Annotated in this window: 19 protein-coding genes; 11 read left to right on the top strand and 8 right to left on the bottom strand. The window is 61.9% G+C overall.

Going from position 1 to position 20,849, the window contains the following annotated elements; genetic code table 11:
- The first annotated feature begins 4 nt into the window (after window positions 1-4).
- The 7 genes from murJ (at window position 5) to HMPREF2932_RS03495 (ending at window position 9,933) form a co-directional block, all read left to right on the top strand.
- Complete coding sequence (murJ, locus tag HMPREF2932_RS03525; protein WP_071409618.1) at window positions 5-3,247, top strand: murein biosynthesis integral membrane protein MurJ; 3,243 nt, start codon at window positions 5-7, stop codon at window positions 3,245-3,247.
- Window positions 3,248-3,458: 211 nt separating this feature from the next.
- Window positions 3,459-3,992 carry a YceI family protein gene (locus HMPREF2932_RS03520; protein WP_071409617.1) on the top strand — a complete coding sequence of 178 codons (534 nt, stop codon included), beginning with the start codon at window positions 3,459-3,461 and terminating at the stop codon, window positions 3,990-3,992.
- A gap of 186 nt (window positions 3,993-4,178) precedes the next feature.
- Entirely contained in the window at window positions 4,179-6,689 is a 2,511-nt protein-coding gene (gene pepN / locus HMPREF2932_RS03515; RefSeq protein WP_071409616.1) for an aminopeptidase N, read from the top strand.
- A gap of 139 nt (window positions 6,690-6,828) precedes the next feature.
- Window positions 6,829-7,371 (top strand): sigma-70 family RNA polymerase sigma factor, encoded by a 543-nt coding sequence (locus HMPREF2932_RS03510; protein WP_010188059.1) that lies wholly within the window; start codon window positions 6,829-6,831, stop codon window positions 7,369-7,371.
- 54 nt (window positions 7,372-7,425) lie between these two features.
- Window positions 7,426-8,352: a thioredoxin-disulfide reductase gene (gene trxB, locus HMPREF2932_RS03505; RefSeq protein WP_071409615.1), complete on the top strand. Its 927-nt coding sequence runs from the start codon at window positions 7,426-7,428 to the stop codon at window positions 8,350-8,352.
- A gap of 7 nt (window positions 8,353-8,359) precedes the next feature.
- Complete coding sequence (gene trxA, locus HMPREF2932_RS03500) at window positions 8,360-8,683, top strand: thioredoxin (RefSeq protein WP_046648711.1); 324 nt, start codon at window positions 8,360-8,362, stop codon at window positions 8,681-8,683.
- A gap of 65 nt (window positions 8,684-8,748) precedes the next feature.
- A complete protein-coding gene (locus tag HMPREF2932_RS03495; protein ID WP_071409614.1) occupies window positions 8,749-9,933 on the top strand; it encodes an N-acetylmuramoyl-L-alanine amidase in 1,185 nt (394 codons plus the stop codon).
- Window positions 9,934-9,958: 25 nt separating this feature from the next.
- Here the strand turns inward: HMPREF2932_RS03495 and HMPREF2932_RS03490 are convergent, their stop codons facing one another.
- Genes HMPREF2932_RS03490 through rpmH form a run of 8 tightly spaced genes read right to left on the bottom strand, consistent with a single transcriptional unit; the run spans window position 9,959 to window position 14,895 of the window.
- Window positions 9,959-10,534 carry a hypothetical protein gene (locus HMPREF2932_RS03490; RefSeq protein WP_071409613.1) on the bottom strand — a complete coding sequence of 192 codons (576 nt, stop codon included), beginning with the start codon at window positions 10,532-10,534 and terminating at the stop codon, window positions 9,959-9,961.
- 6 nt (window positions 10,535-10,540) lie between these two features.
- Window positions 10,541-11,596, bottom strand: coding sequence for a ParB/RepB/Spo0J family partition protein (locus HMPREF2932_RS03485; RefSeq protein WP_071409612.1), 1,056 nt, complete (start codon window positions 11,594-11,596; stop codon window positions 10,541-10,543).
- Window positions 11,597-11,602: 6 nt separating this feature from the next.
- Complete coding sequence (locus HMPREF2932_RS03480; RefSeq protein WP_070512889.1) at window positions 11,603-12,451, bottom strand: ParA family protein; 849 nt, start codon at window positions 12,449-12,451, stop codon at window positions 11,603-11,605.
- A gap of 10 nt (window positions 12,452-12,461) precedes the next feature.
- Complete coding sequence (rsmG, locus tag HMPREF2932_RS03475; RefSeq protein ID WP_046648704.1) at window positions 12,462-13,091, bottom strand: 16S rRNA (guanine(527)-N(7))-methyltransferase RsmG; 630 nt, start codon at window positions 13,089-13,091, stop codon at window positions 12,462-12,464.
- Window positions 13,092-13,114: 23 nt separating this feature from the next.
- Window positions 13,115-14,104, bottom strand: a complete 990-nt coding sequence (yidC, locus tag HMPREF2932_RS03470) for a membrane protein insertase YidC (protein ID WP_071409611.1) — start codon at window positions 14,102-14,104, stop codon at window positions 13,115-13,117.
- A gap of 9 nt (window positions 14,105-14,113) precedes the next feature.
- A complete protein-coding gene (yidD, locus tag HMPREF2932_RS03465; protein WP_175975006.1) occupies window positions 14,114-14,392 on the bottom strand; it encodes a membrane protein insertion efficiency factor YidD in 279 nt (92 codons plus the stop codon).
- Complete coding sequence (gene rnpA, locus HMPREF2932_RS03460) at window positions 14,380-14,748, bottom strand: ribonuclease P protein component (protein WP_046648702.1); 369 nt, start codon at window positions 14,746-14,748, stop codon at window positions 14,380-14,382. Before rnpA ends, yidD begins: the two co-directional genes overlap by 13 nt.
- A 3-nt stretch (window positions 14,749-14,751) precedes the next feature.
- Complete coding sequence (gene rpmH / locus HMPREF2932_RS03455) at window positions 14,752-14,895, bottom strand: 50S ribosomal protein L34 (RefSeq protein ID WP_003847033.1); 144 nt, start codon at window positions 14,893-14,895, stop codon at window positions 14,752-14,754.
- Between the two features lie 796 nt (window positions 14,896-15,691).
- Here rpmH and dnaA point away from each other — a divergent pair.
- From dnaA to HMPREF2932_RS03435, 4 genes are all read left to right on the top strand, one after another.
- Entirely contained in the window at window positions 15,692-17,341 is a 1,650-nt protein-coding gene (gene dnaA / locus HMPREF2932_RS03450; protein ID WP_046648701.1) for a chromosomal replication initiator protein DnaA, read from the top strand.
- Between the two features lie 572 nt (window positions 17,342-17,913).
- Window positions 17,914-19,095: a DNA polymerase III subunit beta gene (gene dnaN / locus HMPREF2932_RS03445; RefSeq protein ID WP_071409610.1), complete on the top strand. Its 1,182-nt coding sequence runs from the start codon at window positions 17,914-17,916 to the stop codon at window positions 19,093-19,095.
- 5 nt (window positions 19,096-19,100) lie between these two features.
- The gene (gene recF, locus HMPREF2932_RS03440; protein WP_071409609.1) at window positions 19,101-20,279 is read left to right on the top strand and encodes a DNA replication/repair protein RecF; all 1,179 of its coding nucleotides are present in this window, start codon (window positions 19,101-19,103) and stop codon (window positions 20,277-20,279) included.
- Entirely contained in the window at window positions 20,272-20,814 is a 543-nt protein-coding gene (locus HMPREF2932_RS03435; protein WP_071409608.1) for a DciA family protein, read from the top strand. The genes recF and HMPREF2932_RS03435 overlap by 8 nt, the downstream gene beginning before the upstream one ends.
- The last annotated feature ends 35 nt before the right edge of the window (window positions 20,815-20,849 follow it).

Genomic DNA, 20,849 nt, shown 5'->3' with positions numbered 1-20,849 from the left:
CTCAATGACACATGAACCTAAGTCTGGTGCCCGTCGACGCATTATCACGCCCTCGCCGCCGGCACCGGTCCCGGAAAAGCGCGCGCCGAGCGGCGTCGTTGCTGTCGATGACGAACTCGAGGATCGTTCGGGGCTGAAAGGCTCGGCCGCCTCCGCCTCGAGTGAGTCCCCCGGCGAAGAGAACTCCGACCGCGCCGTTGTGCGCGCCACCGGTTCGATGGCCATCGCGACGATGATCTCCCGCATCACGGGATTCATCCGCAACGTGCTCATTGGCTCTTCGCTGGGCCCGGCCATTTCTTCCGCTTTCACCACGGCGAACCAGCTGCCCAACCTCATCACGGAGATCGTGCTGGGCGCGGTGCTCACCTCGCTCGTCGTGCCCGTGCTCGTACGCGCGGAGAAGGAAGACTCCGACCGCGGCGAGGCCTTCGTCCGCCGCCTCTTCACGCTGGCCTTCTCCCTGCTGGCGACGATCACGGTGCTCTCCTGCATCTTTGCCCCGCAGCTGACGCGCATGATGTTGCCGGAGGACGGCAAGGTCAACGCCGTGCAGGCCACCTCCTTTGCCTATTTGCTGCTGCCGCAGATCTTCTTCTACGGGCTCTTCGCGCTCTTCCAAGCGGTGCTCAACACCAAGAACATCTTCGGGCCGGGTGCGTGGGCGCCGGTGGTCAATAACATCATCTCGATCTCGGTGCTCGTGGCCTATCAGCTGGTGCCGGGCAGCCTACATCCCAATGCGCCCTCGCCGATCACGGACGGGCACGTGCTGCTCTTGGCGCTTGGTACCACGGCGGGCGTGGTGGTGCAATGCCTCATCTTGTTCCCGTACCTCAAGAAGGCAGGCATCAACCTCAAGCCGCTCTGGGGCCTAGATGACAGGCTCAAACAATTCGGTGGCATGGCGTTGGCCATTGTGGCCTACGTGGCCATTTCCCAGCTGGGCTATGTCATCACCTCCCGCGTGGCGGCGCATGCCGATAAAGGCGCGCCCTTTACCTACCAACAGGCCTGGCTGCTTCTGCAGGTGCCCTACGGCGTCATTGGTGTCACCCTGCTGACCGCGATTATGCCGCGACTGTCCCGCAACGCCGCGGACGGTGACGTCAAGGCCGTGGTTCGGGATCTCACGCTCGGCACGAAGCTGACGTTTATCGCGCTGATCCCCATCGTCATCTTCATGACGGGCTTCGGCATCCCGATTGCCCGCGGCCTCTTCCAGTACGGCGCCTTCGACGCGGATGCGGCCGAGTTGCTCGGCCTCACGCTGAGCTTCTCCGCTTTTACGCTGATTCCTTATGCCCTCGTGCTGCTACACCTGCGCGTGTTCTACGCGCGTGAGGAAGCGTGGACCCCCACCTTCATCATCGCCGGCATCACGCTGACCAAGGTGGTGCTTTCCTTGCTGGCCCCGCACGTGGCGGACTCCCCGGAGCGCGTGGTCATCCTGCTGGGCACGGCCAACGGCTTCGGCTTCGTGGCTGGCGCGGTCATCGGCGGCTTCCTGCTCAAGCGCAAGCTGGGCAGCCTGGGCGGCCGCGCGGTCATCGCGACGACTATCTGGTCAGTGCTGGCCTCCATCGTGGGTCTGGTCGTTGCCTACGCCATCAACTACGGCATCAACTTCGTGCTCCCGGCACAGGTGCCGCCGTTTGTGTACCTGCTCAAGCTGGCCGTCGTGGGCCTGGTCTTCGTGATCGTGACCGGCATCGTGCTCTCGCGTTCGGGTCTGCCGGAAGTCATCAACCTGGGCCGCCAGCTGCAGCGCATTCCGGGTATGTCCCGCATCATCAAGATCGAGCATGCAGAGGCCATCGAGGTCGAAGCCCCGGAGCAGCTGGAGTTCCAGCCCATCTTCAGCGTGGATGCCTTCAACTCCTCGCCGGTACCACCGCCGATGTCCGCCGGTATCGTCCGCGGTCCACGCCTGGTGCCGGGCGCCCCGGTCTCCGATGGCCGCTTCCGTCTCCTCAAGGACTACGGCTCTGCCGCGGGTACCCGCTTCTGGAAGGCCCGCGAGCAGGCCACCGGACGCCTGGTATCGCTGACCTTCGTGGACACCACGGGCGAGGCACCCATGGCTCCGGCCACCCCGGCCGTGGCCGCCCGCCGCTCCGCAGAGGTCTCCCGCGCCACGCGCCGCCTGGCGGAAATGGAGCTGGATGCCGTGGCGGAGAACATCGATATCCTGTCCTACCGCCAGGGCTGCCTCGTCGTGGCGGACTGGGTCGAGGGCACCTCGTTGAAGACGGTGTCGGAAGACAAGGACCTCGATCCGCGCGCCGTGGCCCACGCCTTGGTACCGCTGGTGCGCACCACGGCCGCCGCCCACGCGGCGAACCTCGTGCTGGGTATTGAGAACCGCAACCGCATCCGCATTTCCACCGAGGGCGTTGCCACGCTGGCCTTCCCCGCGGTACTGCACAGCAACGATGAGGAGACGGACCGCTCGGCGCTGGCCTCCGCCATCTCGCTCCTCGTGGAGTCCACCAAGCCCACCCCGGAGGTGCTGCAGGAGATTGCTGCCGATGCCGAAGAGGGCGAGGACTCCGATCTCGAGGACATCGCTCACCGCCTGGCGGCCTTCGCCGGCGATGGCGAAGAGGGCGAGGAAACCCTCCAGGTTCCAGTGGAGGAAACCCCGCGCAAGGAGGACCCGAGCCCCGCACCGGGCTTCGGCGGCCGCGGCTACTCAGGCTCCGGCACCATCGTGCTGGGCGTTCTTGCCACCCTCTTCGTCGTGGCGATGGCCGCGCTGAGCGTCTGGATCCTCTCCCAGGTGGGTAACGAGAAGACTTCCCCGGTGGTGACCAAGAGCGAAGCCTCGACGGAGGCCACGTTCCCCAACGTCCCGCCGGTCCTGTTCAAGGACGTCAAGAGCACGTCCGTTCCGGAGGGCAAGGAGGTCACCGGCGAGTGGACCACGAAGGAAGCAGAATCCGGACTTCTGCTCAGCATTGACAAGCCCACGCAGCTGCACGTGCTACCGCTAAAGCAGGAGGATTCCATCGGTGCGAAGTACGTGGTCTACGGGGTGGATACCAAGGATTTCGATCCCACGGATCCGGAATCCGGCACGCTCACCGAACTCGCGCACGGCACCCTGACCAGCGCACGCCAGGACATCGAGCTGAAGAAGAAGCCCGTGGCCTTCGACGGCGCCCTCATCCTCTTTACTGACATGCCCAAGTCCGGTTCCGTCACGCTGGAGGAGGCCACCCTGGTGGGCATCCCCACCAACTAACGCACCTCCTCACGCATTTCCCCAGACCTCGATCCCGCAACTCCCTGCTCGCTGACTCAGATGTGCAACGCGCTTGACGACGCCCACCTGCAGGTTTCGGGTTGCAGGTCTGGGGCTTTGTAGTTCTTGCGCTCTCTTCCCTTGACAGATAAGGGGAGGGGCGTATAATTGTTGTTGTCACGTCAACAAACTAGAGAACTGAGGAACCCCCATGACTATCACTGCAGGAACGTACGCACTGGACCCGGCACACACCACCATCGGCTTTGTCGCCCGCCACGCCATGATCACCAAGGTGCGCGGCAACTTCAACGAGTTCGACGGCACCCTGACCGTAGGGGAGAACATTGCCGACTCCGCCGCCACCGCCACGGTAAAGACCGCATCCATCGACACCAAGAGCGCTGACCGCGATGCCCACGTGAAGGGCGAGGACTTCTTCGACGTTGAGAAGTTCCCAGAGATGACCTTCACCGCGACTAAGTTCGACGTTAACGAGGCAGGCGAGGGCACCGTCACCGGTGACCTCACCATCAAGGGCACCACCAAGTCTGTCGACTTCAAGGTAGACGAGGCCGGCGTCGCCGAGGATCCCTTCGGCAACACTCGCCTGGGCTTCGAGGCCAAGACCTCTATTAACCGCACCGACTTCGGCATTGACTTCAACGCCCCGCTGAAGACCGGCGGCGTACTGGTCTCCGAGTACATCAAGATTGAGCTCGAGGTTTCTGCCATCAAGCAGTAAGCCATAAAGCGCGAAACCTCACCGTAGGAAGTAGTTCTAAGTTGTTGCCCGTAGTGCCCATTTCGGTACTGCGGGCAACAACTTTTTAACAACTAGAGGGACAACAATGGAGTAATAAACAACTCTGAAACAACTCCGGGCGGCTTACCTGTGATACGCACCGCAGCGACGTTTAAGATGTAGCGCATGACTACCGAAAACCTCACCCATGCAGAAGCTTCCGCACGCAGCGCCGCGCTACGCCTGAGCACCTACGAGTTGCACCTCGACGTCACGAGCGCACCAACCGACGCTGATTCCTACGAGGTCACCTCACGTATTATATTCACCACCACTGAACCCGAGACCTTCGTGGACTACCTGGGCAAGGCCGTGCACTCAGTGCGCGTCAACGGCGAGGAGGTGGAGAACACCTTCGACGGCGGACGCGTCTACCTGCGCAACCTTCCAGTGGGGGAGGAGCTCACCGTGGAGATCACCGGCTCCTCCTATTACTCCCGCACCGGCCAGGGCCTGCACCGCATGCACGACCAAGCCGATGACACCACGTACCTCTACTCGCACCTCGAGCCTTCCGATGCCCGCCGCATCTTCCCCTGCTTTGATCAGCCGGACCTCAAGGCCAGCTACGAGGTGCACCTCACCGGCCCGGAAGGCTGGCAGCTCTTAAGCAACCAGCCGGAGGTTGGCCGCGAGAAGACCGAGGGCAGGGAAGTAGCGCACTTCGCGCCGACGCCTCTGCTGTCGACGTATTTGACGGCGTTTGCGGCGGGGCCGTACGTCGAGAAGCACAGCACCTGGTCCGCACCCGATGGAACCTTAAGCGTCGAGCTGCGCGCCTTTGCCCGCGCCTCCATGGCGGAGTACCTGGATGATGAAATCCTGCAGGTCACAGCACAAGGCATGGACTTCTTCCACAGCAACTATGGCTACCCGTACCCGTGGGGCAAGTATGATTCCATCTTCGTGCCGGAGTACAACCTGGGTGCGATGGAGAACCCCGGCCTGGTGACCTTTACGGAGCACTACCTCTTCCGTTCCGCCGCCACCCGCGCGCAGCATGCTGGGCGAACGAATACGATCCTGCACGAGATGTCGCACATGTGGTTCGGAGACCTAGTCACCCCGCAGTGGTGGGATGACCTGTGGCTCAAGGAGTCCTTCGCGGAGTTTATGGGCGCGGATTCCTCGGTGCACGCCACCGAGTACACCGAGGCCTGGGTCAACTTCGCTGGCCAGCGCAAGAACTGGGCCTACCTGCAGGATCAGCTGCCCACCACGCACCCCATCAAGGCCGAGATCCCGGACGTGGATGCCGCGCGCCAGAACTTCGACGGCATTACTTATGCCAAGGGCGCGGCGGTGCTCAAGCAGCTGGTGCACTACGTGGGCCGCGAGAACTTCTACGCCGGCGCGCGCGACTACTTCCAGGAGCACGCCTTTGCTGCCGCCACCTTCGACGACCTCCTCAAGGCCCTGAAGAAGCACACCGACCGCGACCTCGACGCCTGGTCCACCGCCTGGCTGCGCACGTGGGGCCCGGATACGCTGACCCCGGAACTACACACGGACGGCGATAAAATCCACGAGCTCGCCATCACGGTGGAAGCCGAGGACACCACGCGCCCGCACCGCCTCGACGTGACGTTATTCGACAACTCCCTGAACAAATACGCCACCCTTGACGTCGATCTGGAGGGCGAGCGCACCATCCTCGACGAGGCTTCTGCGCTTCAGGCGCCGGCGCTGCTGCTGCTGAACGACGGCGACCACACCTACGCCAAGGTCCGCTTCGACGAGACCTCCTTGGAGACCATTCGCACGCGCCTGTCTGAGGTTCCGGATGAGCTTTCCCGCGCGGTCATCTGGACCTCCCTGTGGAACCTCACCCGCGATGGCGAGTGGCCGGTGCGCTCCTACCTCGACACCGTGCTGAAGCACGCCCCGGCGGAGTCCAACCCGACGCTGCTGACCACCGCCTTTGCCAATGCAGGCTATGCCATCAACCACTTTGTGGGCGAGGAGGCTCGCGAGGAGATTCGCGCCGGCTACGCCGAGCGCCTGTGGGAGGTGCTGCAGCAAGCACCGGCAGGCTCCGACGCACAGCTCACCGTCGCCCGCGCCGCCATCCAGGCACTTGCCGCCACCCCGACGGAGTCCGGCACGCAGCGCCTGCGCGCGCTTCTCGACGGCTCCCTCGACGGCCTCGCCCTCGACCCGGACATCCGCTGGGCCATCTTGCGCGCGCTGGCCGCCCGCGATGCCGTCAGCGCCGAGGAGCTGGAAGCTGAGAAGGAGCGCGATAACACGCTGACCGGCGCCGCCGCCTACCTGGGCGCCTCCCACGCCTTCCCGTCTGCCGAGCTCAAGCGCGAAGTCTTCGACCTCGTGCGCACACCGGGCAAATACTCCAACGCGGAGGTGGATTCCCTGCTCGCGGCGTTCAACGCGCCGCGCTCGGCCCACCTCACCGAGGCCTTTGCCCAGGAGTATTTCGATTCTCTGGCCAAGCTCTGGGAGGAGCACCCCATCGAGATTGCCAACCGCCTCGTGCGCGGCCTCTACCCGGATCCCACAATGGCCGACGCTGCCACCAGCGAATTCTTGAGCAGCGAACGTCCGCGTGCACTTCGCCGCGTGCTGTTGGAATGCCAGGATGCGCTGCGTCGTGCGCGCCGCGTCCGTGCCGCGCAATAAGCGCTTCGCGTAGCGGACAGAAGAATCTTCCCGTAAACTCGCAGACACATTAACGGGGGGACAATCACAAACCATCAGCTTCGGCTGGGGGACTGTGTTGACCCACTTGTCATTGCTCAAGTTTCCGGGGGGATTCTTCGTGTCAGCACAGCCGACCGATCGTGAACTCGTCGACGCCTTCATTGGCGGAGATACTAAGGCTTTTTCGGCAATCGTCGAGAAGCACCGCGCGCGCCTGACCGCCATGGCGCGACGCTACACGCGCAACGATGATGATGCGCAGGACATCGTGCAGGAGGCGCTGCTCAAGGCCAGCTGCAACATGGCTTCCTACCGGCACGATGCCACGCTGAGCACATGGCTGCACCGGCTGGTGATGAACTCCGGCTATGACTTCCTCAACCATCGATCGAATCGGGAAAACGCATCCCTGGATGCGGAGATCATTGAGGATGACCGCAACTATGCGCTCGCGCACAACCCCAGCGAAAACCTGGCGGAACGCATCACGGTGGCCCAAGCGATGGAGACGCTGCGCCAGGACCAGCGCGAGGCGCTGTACCTCACCGATGTCGCAGGTTATCCCATCGATACGGTAGCTAAGGTGCAGGGCGTGGCGCCTGGCACGGTGAAGTCGCGCCGAGCCCGGGCTCGGCAAGTGTTGCGTGCGGCGATAGACTGAGGGCGAGTAGAATCTGAGTCTTACTTAAAAATTATCGTTTCAAGGGAGTTTTTAGTGACTATCCACGATGTCGCCATCGTCGGCTCCGGCCCCGCCGGCTACACCGCAGCGCTCTACGCAGCACGCGCCGAGCTCAATCCCATCGTCTTCGAGGGCTTTGAATACGGTGGCGAACTCATGAACACCACCGAGGTAGAGAACTACCCGGGCTTCCAGAAGGGAATCATGGGCCCTGAGCTCATGGAAGAGATGCGCGCCCAGGCCATCCGCTTCGGTGCCGACCTGCGCATGGAAGTCGTAGATTCCATCGAGCTCGAAGGCGAGGTGAAGAAGCTGCACGTGGGCGACGAGGTTTATGAAGCCCGTGCTGTCATCCTCGCTACCGGCGCCGCCCCGCGCTACCTGGGTATTCCGGGCGAATCTGAGCTGACCGGCCGCGGCGTGTCCGCGTGTGCCACCTGCGATGGCTTCTTCTTCAAGGACCACAACATCGCCGTCGTCGGCGGCGGCGATTCCGCCATGGAGGAGGCTACCTTCCTCACCAAGTTCGCCGAGACCGTCACCATTATCCACCGCTCTGAGAACTTCCGCGCCTCCAAGATCATGCTGGAGCGCGCCAAGGACAATCCAAAGATTAAGTGGCTGACCAACACCACCGTCGAGCGCGTCCTGGAGAAGGACGGCAAGGTCGGTGCGCTCGAGGTCAAGAACGTGCTGACCGGTGAGACCAGCGAGCTGGATCTGACCGCCATGTTCGTGGCCATTGGCCACGATCCGCGCTCCGGCTTCCTTAACGGCCAGGTAGAGACCGATGAAGCTGGCTACGTGGTGGTAGAGCAGCCGTCCACCAAGACCTCGCTGCCAGGTGTCTTTGCCTGTGGTGACTTGGTGGATGACCACTACCAGCAGGCCATCACCGCTGCGGGCTCCGGCTGCCGCGCGGCCATTGATGCGGAACATTTCCTGGCCGAGAACCGTTAGTGATCACATGAGCAACATTAAAAACGTCACTACTGATTCCTTCCGCGCCGACGTCGTGGAGGCAGGCAAGCCCGTCGTCGTGGACTTCTGGGCCGAATGGTGTGGGCCGTGCAAGAAGCTGTCCCCGATCCTCGAGGAGGTCGCCGAGGAGCTCGGTGATGACGTCTCCGTGGTCAAGGTCAACGTGGATGAAGAGCGCACTTTGGGTGCCATGTTCCAGATCATGTCCATTCCCTCCGTCCTGATTTTCAAGAACGGCGAGAAGGTCGATGAGTTCGTTGGCCTGCGTTCTAAGGCCGACATCGTGGCACAGGTAAAGAAGCAGCTCTAACTGGTAGTCTTTAACTCGTTGACGGCGCACTAAGGTGCGCCTCCTTGATCACGAAAGGGGTAGGTGTGAACCGCGTTTTACGTGTAGGTGACCAGAGCGTTCGGGTCGCCGAAGCACGCGCAACCCTTGCCCGCCTCGGCCTGATGACTGACTACCAGGGGACCTTGTCCGACTGGAAGAAGCAGAAGTATTCCGAAGCCGATAAGTACTTTGATAACGAGCTGGCGCAAGTGCTCAAAGCCTTCCAGCAATCCCGCGGTATCGTGCCCAGCGGCGATATTGATGACCTTACTTTGCGTGAGCTGCGTCAGGCTTCCTACACCTTAGGCGCGCGGGTACTGGCTTATGAACCGGGCAACGTGCAGGTGGGAGATGATGTATCCCAGCTGCAGCAACAGCTCCAGGAACTCGGCTTCTACCAAGAACGCATCGATGGCCATTTTGGGGCCCGCACCTACGCGGCGCTGGCGGAATACCAACTGAACTCCGGCCTGCGCAGCGATGGCATTTGCGGCCCGGCCACCATCAACGCGCTCAATCTGCTGGGTCGGCGGATCACCGGTGGCTCGGCGCACAATATCCAAGAGCGCGAGCGCGTGCGCAACGCGGGACCCAAGTTGGCGGGCAAGCGCGTGGTGATCGACCCCAGCCTCGGCGGCTTCAACAAGGGCCGCACGATCAAGGGCCGCTATGGCGACATCACGGAAGAAGAGATCCTCTGGGATCTAGCCGAGCGCGTCGCCGGCCGCATGATTGCCGCCGGCATGGAGACCATCATCTCCCGCCCGCGTACCGATGATCCCTCCATCCACGATCGCGCCGACATCGCCAATGCCTTTGGCGCTGACTTGGTCATTTCACTCGCCTGCGACGAATACTCCACGGAAAAAGCCAATGGCGTAGCCACCTTCTACTTCGGTTCTGAGTCCGGAAACTCCTCGCTCATTGGTGAAACGCTCTCCGGCTTCATCCAGCGAGAGATCGTTGCCCGCACCGAGCTGGGCAACTGCCGCAACCACGGCCGCACGTGGGCGCTGCTGCGCCTGACGCAGATGCCGGTGGTGCAGGTCGTGCTGGGCTACCTGACCAGCCCGAAGGACGTGGCGATTCTGACTAACCCAGAGTGCCGCGATGACATCGCCGAGGCCATCGTTGTCTCCGTCAAACGCCTGTACCTTCTTGACGATGACACTGCCGTCACCGGCACCTACCGCTTCGACGAGCTGCTGCGCGCGGAGCGCTCGTCCTAACGGGCTTAGGGGAACCATCCTGTATCTAGGCTAGGGCGCGGGCGAGGAGGTCCTCCACAGCGGCAGCCGTCAGCAGATCGAAAGCTGGGGGCAGCTCGAGTCGCAGGCGCGGGGTAATGGGGTGATCACGCTCCACCCTGAAACCGGCGGATTCCAGCGTTTCCACCGGTAGTAGGCCAATACGGCCGGGCTTATCCCGCAGGAGATTCTCGGCGGCGCGAGCATCGCGGTAACCAAAGGCCTCAACGGCGCTGGCTTCGCGGGAAGTGAGGTGCATAATGGTGGCATCGAGAAGCACCGCCTCCAAGCCCTTCGCCGCGCGATGCGACTTCACGAACAGCGAGGACACCAGCACCGCGTCCTCCGAGACGGGGGAGGTGGGCAGCTTCGCGGCACCGGGGGCAAGATCGGGCGGGCAGAAGAACACTGTGGCCTCATCACCCACGGTAAAACCACACTCGCCACAACGCAGCAGCGTGGCGCTGATCCATGCTTCCTTTTCGAAGGCCGGATCAGCGACCGTGGTCTTCAGCTCCCAGAAGATGGATCGGGCCGCCAAGGGGTTGATGGCAACGCCTTCCTTGACGGCCTGAACAAGCATGGTGGGCTAGCTGCCTTCCTTGCCCTCAATGAGGGCCAGAATACGCTCAAAGTCTTCCTGATCACCGAATTCGACGACCATCTTGCCCTTGCGCTTGCCCATGGTGACGGTGACCTTGGTGTCGAAGCGATCTGCCAGACGTTCAGCGGAATCGGTGAAGAACTGCGCCTGTGGGGCGGCAGGCTTCTTCGTCGGCTCGGCCGGCTTACCGTCCCGCTTGTACAGGGTGACAGCTTCCTCCGTGGCGCGCACAGACAGGCCCTCGGCGACAATGCGGTTGGCAATGAGCTCCATGGCCTCGGCATCCGGCAGGCCTAGCAGTGCGCGGGCATGGCCACCGGACAAGGTGCCCGCGGCGACGCGCTTCTGCACGCTGACCGGCAGCTTCAGCAGGCGAATCATGTTGGTGACCTGCGGGCGGGAGCGGCCGATGCGATCAGCCAGCTCGTTCTGGGTCACGCCAAACTCTTCCAGCAGCTGCTGATAGGCGTGAGCCTCTTCCAACGGGTTGAGCTGCACGCGGTGGATGTTCTCCAAAAGCGCGTCCCGCAGCAGATCATCATCCTTGGTATCGCGCACAATGGCCGGGATGGTGGCCAGGCCCGCCTTAGAGGAGGCGCGCCAGCGGCGCTCACCCATGATGAGCTCGAAGCCACCCTCCTCAGCGGGGCGCACAACGACCGGTTGCAGCAGGCCAAACTCCTTGATGGAGTGGACCAGCTCCGCCAGCTCATCCTCGTCGAAGACAGAACGCGGCTGCTTCGGGTTGGGCATGATGTCCCCGACGGAAATCTCGCGGTACGTCGCCCCAATCACCGAAGGTTTCGCCTGGCGCTTCTTCGAGCCAGTGGACTGCTGGATGGTCGGCGCACCCTGCACCCTTTTCGTGCCGCCATCCTTAGGAGTGCCGGCGGATGCGCCGAGAATAATGTCAGCCGCCGAATCCCCGAGACGCGGCTTGCGGGAGGGAGCACCCGGGCCAGACGGAATGAGCGCGGCCAGGCCCTTACCCAGGCCGCCTTGGCGCTGCTCCGGCTTCTGCTCTGCCTTCTTATCTGCCACGATGTCCTATCCTTCCAATTCCGCGAAAATCTCTGGGCTCACGCCGATGGCACCCGTGGTGGGGTGTGGCGTGTAGTCCCCACGCTTATCCAGCTCGCGCGCGGCGGCGGAGTAGGCGCGGGCGCCTGTCGACGACGGGTCATAAGCGATAACCGTCTTACCATAGCCCGGTGCCTCCGAAACGCGCACAGAACGCGGGATGACGTTGCCCAAAACGACGGCGCCGAATTGCTCACGCACCTCGTTGGCCACCTGCTCAGCCAGCTTGGTGCGGGCATCGAACATGGTGAGCAGCACGCCGGAGATGTGGAGATCCTCGTTGAGGTGCTCCCGAATCATGGAAATATTGCCCAGCAGCTGGCCAACGCCCTCCAGCGCGTAGTACTCGCACTGGATGGGGATGATGACTTCCTCCGCACACGTCATCGCATTGATGGTGAGCAGGCCCAAGGAGGGCGGGCAGTCGATGAAGACGTAGTCGAAACCGTGCTCCTCAAGAAAACCGTTGTGCAGGGCGTCATAGAGGCGGAACTCGCGGCGGACCAGAGAAACCATTTCAATCTCAGCGCCGGCCAGATCAATGGTGGCAGGGATGCAGTAGAGGTTCTCATCGTCGGGGCAGCGCTGCATTGCTTCGTCCGCGCTGCAGTCACCCAAAAGGACCTCATAGCTGGATTTGGTGCCGGAGGTATGCTCCGCGCCTACCGCGGTGGAGGCGTTGCCCTGCGGGTCCAAGTCGATCACCAAGACCTTCTTGCCGGCCTCAGCGAGCGCGGCGGCAAGGTTGACGGCGGAGGTGGTTTTACCCACGCCACCCTTCTGGTTCGCGATGGTGATAAGACGAGGATGAGTCATGCCGTCTACTTTAGTTCACGCGCGGGACACGGATAATCGTGGTGCCGTGGATGGTCATGACCTCGGCTTTTCCGCCACCCGCGCGCTTGATATCGGCAGCGTCGCGCTCCAGCTCCTCATGCACTGAGGAGCCCTTGAGAGCGATCATCTCGCCGCCTTTACGCACCAGCGGCAAGGACCACTTGGCCAGCTTGCCCAGCGGGGCCACCGCGCGGGAGGTCACGATGTCGGCGCCCTGCACCTGCTTTTTCACGGGGCCTTCCTCGGCGCGGCCGCGGATGACGGTGACGTTATCCAGACCCAGCAGGTCGACGACCTCGTTGAGGTAGGTCGAGCGCTTGAGCAACGGCTCGATGAGAGTGATCTTCAGGTCAGGGCGCGCGATGGCAAGCGGGATGCCGGGCAGGCCGGCGCCACTGCCGACGTCGATAAGCGTGGCGCCCTGCGGCATCACCTCCGCGACCACGGCACAGTTGATGAGGTGGCGTTCCCACAGGCGCGGGACCTCGCGGGGGCCAATAAAACCACGAGTGGACCCGTCCGTGGCGAGCGAATCGTGATACTTCTGCGCGAGCGGCAGACGCGATCCGAAGACGTCAGACGGGTCCAGTGGCACAGTGTCGGACACAGATTCAGTCACTGTGAAAACTCCTGGGTTAATTTCTAGTTATTGTTCTTGCGGCGCTGCTTCTTGGAGCGATTGTCCTTCTTGCGTGCACCCGGCTTCGGCGCGGAGGTGCGCTTGAGCTCAGCCTTGGCGGCTGCCTCTTCTTCTTCCTCGCGGTCCATCTTGGCGTAGACGATGCGGGTCTGGAAGAAGGTCCACACGGTGTTGGCCAGCATGTAGAAGAGCAGACCGATGGGCCAAATGAAGCCGGAGAAGACCAGCATCGCCGGCATGAACCACAGCATCATCTTGTTCATCATGGCCATCTGCTGCTGCATCATCTCCGCATTCTGACCCTGGGGTGCAGCAGTCTTGCCGGCGGCGCGGCGTGCCTCCTGGCGGTTGAGGGACATGCGGGCGTTGAAGTGCGTGAGCACCGCAATGATGGCGATGAGCGGCACGATAATAACGGCCGCCTGCATGGTGGTGGTTTCCTTAACGATCTCCAGACCGGAGTCCAGGCGCAGATTAGCCACCAGCGGCACACCGAAGATCTTGGCATCGACGAACTCCTTCACCAGCGCGGGTTCGAAGATGTAGTTGGCGATGGAGGCGTTCATTTCCTCCGACATGGCGTCACCCGCCGGGTGGCCAATGCCACCGGCGACAGCAACAGTGCGGTCGAAGGAGCGCAGCACGTGGAACAGACCAATGAACATCGGGATCTGCGCGAACATAGGCAAGCAGCCCGCCACCGGGCGCACGCCAGATTCCTTGTAGATGCGCTGCATCTCCTGCGCCGCCTTGGTCTGGTCATTGGCGTACTTGGTGCGCAGTTCCTGGATTTGCGGCTGGATCTCCTGCATCTTGCGGGAGGAGCGCAGCTGCGTGATGGTCGGCTTGACCATGATGGCCTTGAGTGTCCACGTCAGCAGGACGATGGCGATGATCCAGGTCCCGCCCCATGCGGAATCGAGAACGAAGCTCAAGAGCCAATGCCAGAACCACAAGACGGCTGAAATTGGCCAATAGATGAAATTAAGCACGAGAGTTGTTTACCTCAGTTGTTGTTTGGTCGGTACCGGATCAAACCCACCCGGGTGCCAGGGACCGCACTTGCATAACCTGGCGAGCGCCATGCCCGTTCCCTTGAAGGCTCCATGGATGGAGATGGCTTCGAGGGCATAGGCACTGCACGTCGGTTCAAAACGACAGGTGGAGACCATCTTAAGGCCTGACACATGCTTTTGGTAGAAGCGCACCCCGTAAACCAAGACCCTGCCGAACCCGCGGGCTTCGGGGATCTCTTGGCCTTGGGAGTTCAGATATCCCATGTGCTTAACGCTTTGCGGATATCACGCTCAAGACGCTGGCTGGTGGCCTCGCTGCTGGCGGGCAGCGCACGAATAACGATGTCGACATTGGCGGGTAAAGCTTTCCCGTTGACTCCATCGCGCATGAGCGACATGCACACATGACGAAGCCGCCGGGAGGTGCGGTGGCGAACCACGGCATTCCCGACGGCTTTCGACACAATGAGGCCGAACCGCGGCCCAGTGGCCGCGATGTCGTCTTCACCGTCATTAAAGCGCAAATGCACGACGGCAGTGCGCGTGCCCGCCCGGCGCCCGCCCTTGATGGTCCGCCGAAACTGCCTCGGGGACGTGAGCTTGTGCTGGGCTGGAAGCATGAATTAAGCGGTGAGCTTAGCGCGACCCTTCTTGCGACGAGCGGCGACGATAGCGCGGCCGGCGCGGGTGCTCATGCGGGTACGGAAGCCGTGCTTGCGAGCGCGACGACGGTTGTTCGGCTGGAAGGTACGCTTACCCTTTGCCACGATTAACTCCTTGAAGTTGTTGGTGGATGGCACAGCCCAGCGCCGCCGGCGCTCAGGCTTAAACATCCACTGATGAATGGTGTACGTGGGGATGAGGCTTCGCACTTGAAGCGCCATGAGGCGTGGCGAGGCATTCCCACATGCAACATGTGCACCATGCACTGTTGCGATAGACCATCACAGGTTACGTGACAGGTAGCGCGCTAAACAAATCGACACACTGGGTGTCCCCGAAATTACAAGGATGTTTTTATCCGCAGCTAGAGCGGCACTTTTCACCCACATGCTGCGCGGTCAACGCCTCCTCCCACCGACCGTGGCGCGGTCGAGCCGCGGTCGCGCCAGGCGTGCAAAGAAGTGCGTTAGACAGCATCCCCATAACGCGGTACAACTGAGGAATCTAATTCCACAGCCGCCCACAGGGTGTGGATAACTCTCAATCATGACTTGAGACTTTTGCTATTTGAGCAGGTCAACTGCATTAAGGAGCCGATGTAAAGTTATCCACAGCCATGAGATAGGCTGTGGATAAACCACCTATTCACACCTGTGGATAACTTTGTGGAATCCGAGGTTACACACTAAAACATCGTGTGGAATCCCCGGTGGAAATCACAAGAAATTGGAATTTCCGCATCCCCGTCTCTTCCTCATCCGTCCATCCGTCCCCGATCCAACCCACGTTCACGCAGTACATACTGCGGCCCTGAAGCCTCTCTTTCAGGCACGTAAGTAGCTGTGGCCGGCCCCACCCGCCGGCACCGCGTGGCCGTGAAGCACACAGAAGGTAGGCGTTTTGTCTGATCCGCAAGCAGCCCTAAGGGCCAGCTGGAAAGCTGTGGTCAGTGATTTGCTGGCACAGTCCGAACAACCGAACTCGGACGTTCCCAACTTCACCCACAGCCAACGCCTCAACCTCCAGCTCGTAGAGCCCATCATGATCGGGGATGGCTACGCGTTGATTGCCGCCCCGCACGAGAATGCCAAGAGTGTTATTGAGGCTGAGCTGGGGGAGTACATCACCCGCGCTCTGTCGCAGCACATGGGCCGGCCGTGTTCCTTGGCCGTGACCATTGCCGCGCCCCCGCAGCCTGCTCCGCAGGAAGAACCCGAAGCTCCCGCCCCCCAGCGCCCCATTCAGACCGAGGCACCGGAGTACGGCATGGGCCACCAGGCTCAGTCTTTCCAACAAGCCATGCCGCCCACGCCACCGACCCAGCCGGCCCAACCCGCTCCGCCCGCTCATCATCAGCCGCGCTCATGGGATGCCGCGCATTCCCCGGCCAGCCTGGATGAGTTGGCTCAGCACTACAGCGAACAGCAACACACCGCTCCCAGCGGCTACCCGGACTACTCGGAGGCAGCCGGCGCGCGCATTCCGCGCGAGGAACCCGCGCACAACCCAAACCACGAAAAATCTCTCAACCCGAAGCACACTTTTGAAAACTTCGTCATCGGGTCCTCCAACCGTTTTGCCAACGGTGCCGCCGTGGCCGTGGCCGAAAACCCCGCCCGCGCCTATAACCCACTGTTCATTTGGGGCGGCTCCGGGCTGGGCAAGACGCACCTGTTGCACGCGGCCGGAAATTACGCCCAGGTCCTGCACCCGGGCCTGCGGGTGAAATATGTGTCCTCGGAGGAATTCACCAACGATTACATCAACTCGCTACGCGATGACCGCCAAGAGTCCTTCAAGCGCCGCTACCGCAACTTGGACATCCTCATGGTCGATGACATCCAGTTCTTGGAAGGCAAGGAATCCACTCAGGAAGAGTTCTTCCACACCTTTAATGCCCTGCACCAGGCCAACAAGCAGATCATTTTGTCTTCCGACCGCCCGCCGAAGCAGCTAACGACCCTGGAGGATCGCCTCCGCACCCGCTTTGAGGGTGGTCTGATTACGGATATTCAGCCGCCAGACCTGGAAACGCGCATCGCCATCCTCATGAAGAAGGCTTCTGCGGACGGCACAGACGTCGATCGCTCGGTCCTCGAGCTCATCGCCTCCCGCTTCGAATCCTCAATTCGCGAGCTCGAGGGCGCGCTCATCCGTGTGTCTGCTTACTCTTCCTTGGTCAATGAGCCGATCAGCCTAGAGATGGCGGAGATTGCCCTGCACGATTTGGCTCCTGATTCTGCGGATCGCCAAATCACCGCGGCGGCCATCATCGAGGTCACGGCGGACTACTTCAACATCGACGTGGACACCCTGCGCGGTTCCGGTAAGAAGCGCGCCGTCGCCCACGCCCGCCAGCTGGCGATGTACCTGTGCCGCGAGCTCACCGAGCTGTCCCTGCCGAAGATCGGTGATCAGTTCGGCGGCAAGGACCACACCACCGTCATCTATGCCGACCGCAAGATCCGCAAGGAAATGACAGAAAACCGCAACACCTACGACGAGATCCAGGCGCTGACCCAGCGCGTGAAGAACCACAACCAGCGTTAGCACCACGCAGCGCTTGGCGACGTCCCCTCCCACCCCGCACAACCTCCGCGCGGGCGTGGGCCGGGGCGTCTTTTTGATCGGTGAAGACTTATCCACATAGTTATTCACAGCTGTGTAATTTCACTGTTGTAATTTGTAGATCCTCGTCACGTTTTCTTCTTCCACAGCAGATCAGCAGCCTCTTCAGCCTTGTGAGCAACCCTGTGATCAGCGGCGATAGATCTGGGGATGGATTGTGGATAACTTCGGCCCCGACCGAGTTACTCACATTTCTTGTCATTTGATCACAGTGATCCCACACCCTCACTCACAGATCGGTTCGCGGCTGAGAGCTTGGCCTTTGCTGGGTTGTCCACAGATCCCACAGCGCTTATTACTACTCCTATTTTGTTTTCTCCCTAACTAAGAAGAAAAAGGATGTGTGTGATTCGCCGGCGCCCAGCCTGGCCGCACGGTCTCATCGAGGGCCGAAGAGGCGAATGACAAAACTCCTGTGGTTCGGTGCTGATCCTGTAAGTTGGAGTGAGCTTGCAAGAATCTTCCATCCGGAACTAGAGGAGCGTCTCACCATCATGGAGCAGTCCGTGTCATTTCGCGTTGCCAAAGATGATCTCGCTAACGCCGTAGCGTGGGTCGCGCGCAGCCTTCCTTCGAAGGTCACCCAACCAGTACTGCGCGCCATGCTGATCACCGCGGATGACAATGGTTTGGAATTCACGGGCTTCGACTACGAGGTGTCGACTCGCGTGCGCATCGCCGGCATGGTGGATGAGCCGGGACGTATCGCGGTGGCCGGTAAGTTGCTCTCTGACATCGTCGCTTCCTTGCCCAACAAGGAAATTGAGATGACGCAGGAGGACAACAAGGTTCTCTTGGTTTGTGGTTCCTCCCGCTTCGAGCTGCCGCTCATCCCGCTGGATGATTACCCTCAGCTCCCTGTCCTGCCGGAGGTTACCGGCACCATCAACCCGCAGCTCTTCGTCGAAGCCATCAGCCAGGTCGTCGCGGCCGCCGGCAAAGATGACACGCTGCCGATGCTCACCGGCGTGCACATCGATATCAATGGTTCCCACGTGGAGATGACGGCGACGGACCGCTTCCGCTTGGCCATGCGCACCTTCGAGTGGGAGCCGGTATCTCCTGATGTCCAGGCCAAGCTCCTCGTACCGGCCAAGACTCTGCAGGAGACCGGCCGTTCTCTCGACACGCACCTCAACATCCCGGTGGAGATCGCCGTGGGCACGGGTGAGAACATCGCGGCCGAGGGCCTGTTTGGCCTGCATGCCGATAACCGCGAGACCACCACGCGCATGCTCGATGCAGATTTCCCAAATGTGGCACCCCTGCTGCCGAAGACCCACACGGCCATGGCCAGCATTGAGGTCGCCCCGCTGCAGGAAGCCATCCGCCGCGTATCGCTGCTGACGGACCGCAACGCCCAGATTCGCATGGAGTTCAGCGAAGGTGAAGTGACCTTGGCCGCCGGCGCCGATTCCGGCCGCGCGAGCGAGTCCCTGCCCTGTGCTTTTAACGGCCGCGACAACTTCGTCATTGCGTTTAACCCGTCCTACCTCAAGGATGGTTTGGCCGTGGTCCACACGGACCGCGTGGTCTTCGGCTTTACCGAGCCCTCGCGCCCGGCGATTATGATTCCGGAGCCGGAGGAGCTGCCGGAGGCCAACGAGGATGGTTCTTTCCCCACGCCGGAGACTGACTTCACCTACCTGCTGATGCCAGTGCGCTTGCCGGGCTAGGCCATATGTTTATTCGCGATCTCGATGTCAGGGACTTTCGCTCCTGGCCCGAGCTCACTCTCAGGCTGCAACCGGGGATTACCCTTTTTATCGGCCGCAACGGTTTTGGCAAGACCAATATCGTCGAAGCCATCGGCTATGTTGCCCACCTGTCCTCGCACCGCGTCGCCCACGACGCCCCCCTCGTGCGCCACGGCGCAACCAACGCCCGCATCTCCGCCACGGCGGTCAACCAGGGACGCGAGCTTACCGCGCACCTGCTCATCAAACCCCACGCGGCCAACCAGGCACAGATCAATCGCACGCGCCTGAAATCCCCGCGGGAGCTGCTCGGGGTGGTGCAAACAGTGCTCTTTTCCCCGGAGGATTTATCCCTCGTGCGCGGCGAGCCGGCAACGCGCCGCCAGTATTTGGATGACATCATTGCCTCCCGCACTCCGCGTCTGGCGGGTATCAAGGCCGACTATGACAAGGTGCTCAAGCAGCGCAACGCGCTGTTGAAGTCGGCGTCACCGAGCCTGCGCCGCGGCTACAACGACAGCGACGGCGCCTCCGCGCTGGCAACCCTCGACGTGTGGGATACTCAGTTGTCTTCGCTCGGCGCGCAGGTGATCCAGGCACGCCTGGCGCTTGTCGACGAACTCCGCGAGCTCATCCCCGCCGCCTATGCCGGCTTGGCCCCGGAATCGCGCCCCGCGGCCATCGAGTACAAGTCCACGGTGGATACCTCCGACCGCGAGGTCATCGAGGCGATGATGCTGACCGAACTTGCTACCAAGCGCCAGCGCGAAATCGAGCGCGGGATCTCGCTCGTCGGCCCGCACCGCGATGACCTCATTCTCAACCTGGGGACGAGTCCCGCTAAGGGCTTTGCCAGCCACGGTGAGACTTGGTCTTATGCCATCTCCTTGCGCCTAGCGGAGTTCAACCTGCTGCGCCAGGATGGCACGGATCCGATCCTCATCCTTGACGATGTCTTTGCTGAGCTCGATGCCAAGCGCCGCGAGAAGCTCGTCCATCTCGCCGCAGGCGCGGAACAAGTGCTCATCACTGCGGCGGTGGATGAGGATTTGCCCGGCAACCTACAGCCCATCGAGCGCTTTACCGTCAGCGTGCGCGATACCGACGAGGGCCGGGTATCAGAGATCGCACCGTACGATGCGGGCGGTGAAAGCGATGACTGAGCAGGAATTTGATCCGGTCAAAGCGCTCTTTGAGCGCACCCGAAACACGTCGAAAAATCCGCCAAAGCTCAATAAACCGGCCCCCAAGATGAACCTGGCGCCAACGTCACAAGAACAGCAGCCGAAGCCTTTTCGGCGCGGGCGTCCCAGCGGCCCCGACGGTCGCCGCCGGCGCCGCAGTCTCGAGATCCCTAGCCTGGGCGCGCAGATCCAACGCGAGATTGGCAAGCGCGGCTGGGAGCACGAATTAGCTCATGGCTGGGTCATGGGCAATTGGGAAAACCTCGTAGGCGAGCGCATTGCCGCGCATACCCAGCCGCTCACCATCAAGGAGCAGGTTGTCTACGTGGCGTGCGATTCCTCCAGCTGGGCCACCGAGCTGCGCTACCTGCAGCGGCCCATCTTGCAGAAGATCGCCGACCGCCTAGGTCCGGACGTGGTGGTTAAGCTCCACATTCAAGGGCCTAAGCAGCACCGCAACTATGAGGGCCGCCAATGGGTCAAGCCGCAAGGCTCACAGGATACGTACGGCTGATCGGGGCGATCGCGAAATTCACGCAAATTTGGGGC

Source organism: Corynebacterium sp. HMSC074H12, from assembly GCF_001813755.1.
GTDB lineage: Bacteria > Actinomycetota > Actinomycetes > Mycobacteriales > Mycobacteriaceae > Corynebacterium > Corynebacterium hiratae.
This window is presented reverse-complemented; position numbering and strand designations above follow the sequence as displayed.